This is a genomic window from endosymbiont of Lamellibrachia barhami, from assembly GCF_011947365.2.
In the GTDB taxonomy this organism is placed as follows: domain Bacteria; phylum Pseudomonadota; class Gammaproteobacteria; order Chromatiales; family Chromatiaceae; genus QGON01.
Window position 1 is genome coordinate 1 of record NZ_JAAVSH020000016.1, and the last position, 1,000, is coordinate 1,000.

2 protein-coding genes are annotated in these 1,000 nt (G+C 57.1%); both read left to right on the forward strand.

Features of this window, described 5'->3' with window-relative positions; genetic code table 11:
* Positions 1 to 201, forward strand: a 201-nt coding sequence (locus tag G9Q73_RS19130) for a flagellar basal body L-ring protein FlgH (RefSeq protein ID WP_177421560.1), incomplete at its 5' end; no start/stop codon positions are given.
* 17 nt (positions 202 to 218) lie between these two features.
* The coding region (gene flgI / locus G9Q73_RS19135) for a flagellar basal body P-ring protein FlgI (RefSeq protein WP_177421561.1) at positions 219 to 1,000 on the forward strand (782 nt) is incomplete at its 3' end.

The window sequence follows — 1,000 nt, forward strand, 5'->3', positions numbered from 1 at the left end:
CGCATCGGCATCAATCAGGGAAACGAATATATCCGCCTCTCCGGCATCGTGCGTCCGATGGATATCACGCCGGAGAATACCATCGAGTCGACCCGTATAGCCGACCCGACCATTATCTACGTGGGTGACGGCGCCCTCGCGGATACCAGTTCCATGGGCTGGCTGGCGCGTTTCTTCAATAGCGCATTGATGCCCTTCTAATCGATGTGGTGAGTAAAATGACCCTGCAAAGAAATCTCTTCCGCAATGGAACCCTGCTGTTGATAGCTGCGGCATGGTTGATTGCCACTCCGGTGGCTGCCGAACGAATCAAGGATCTCACCTCCATCTCGGGTGTGCGTAACAATCAGCTGATCGGCTACGGTCTGGTAGTGGGATTGAATGGTACCGGTGACAAGGACACCGACTCGCCCTATACCCTCAACAGTCTGCGCAATATGTTGACCCAGTTCGGGGTGCAGATCCCGCCGGGGGTCAAGATCAAACCCAAGAATGCGGCGGCAGTTATCGTGCACGGCAATCTGCCTCCTTTCAGCAAGATCGGTCAGGAGATCGACATCACGGTCTCATCCCTGGGTAATGCCCAGAGTCTGCGTGGCGGTACCCTGTTGATGACGCCGCTGAAAGGTGCGGATGGCCGCAACTATGCCTTGGCACAGGGCAACCTGGTGGTGGGGGGACTGACTGCTTCCGGACAGGATGGCTCGAAAGTCACGGTGAATATTCCCAGTGCCGGGCGTATCCCCAATGGCGCCACGGTGGAGCGCGAGGTGGTGAACCATTTCGGTAAGGGACGCAGCATCACCCTCAATCTCAATGACGGTGATTTCACCACCGCGATGCGGGTGGCGCAATCGATCAATCTGGCTATAGGTCCCGGTACCGCAAAACCTTTGGATGCCACCTCGATCCGGGTCAATGCCCCTATGGATCCCGGACAGAAGGTGAGTTTTATCGCCATGCTGGAGGAGTTGCAGGTGAGACCGGGCAGTGCACCGGC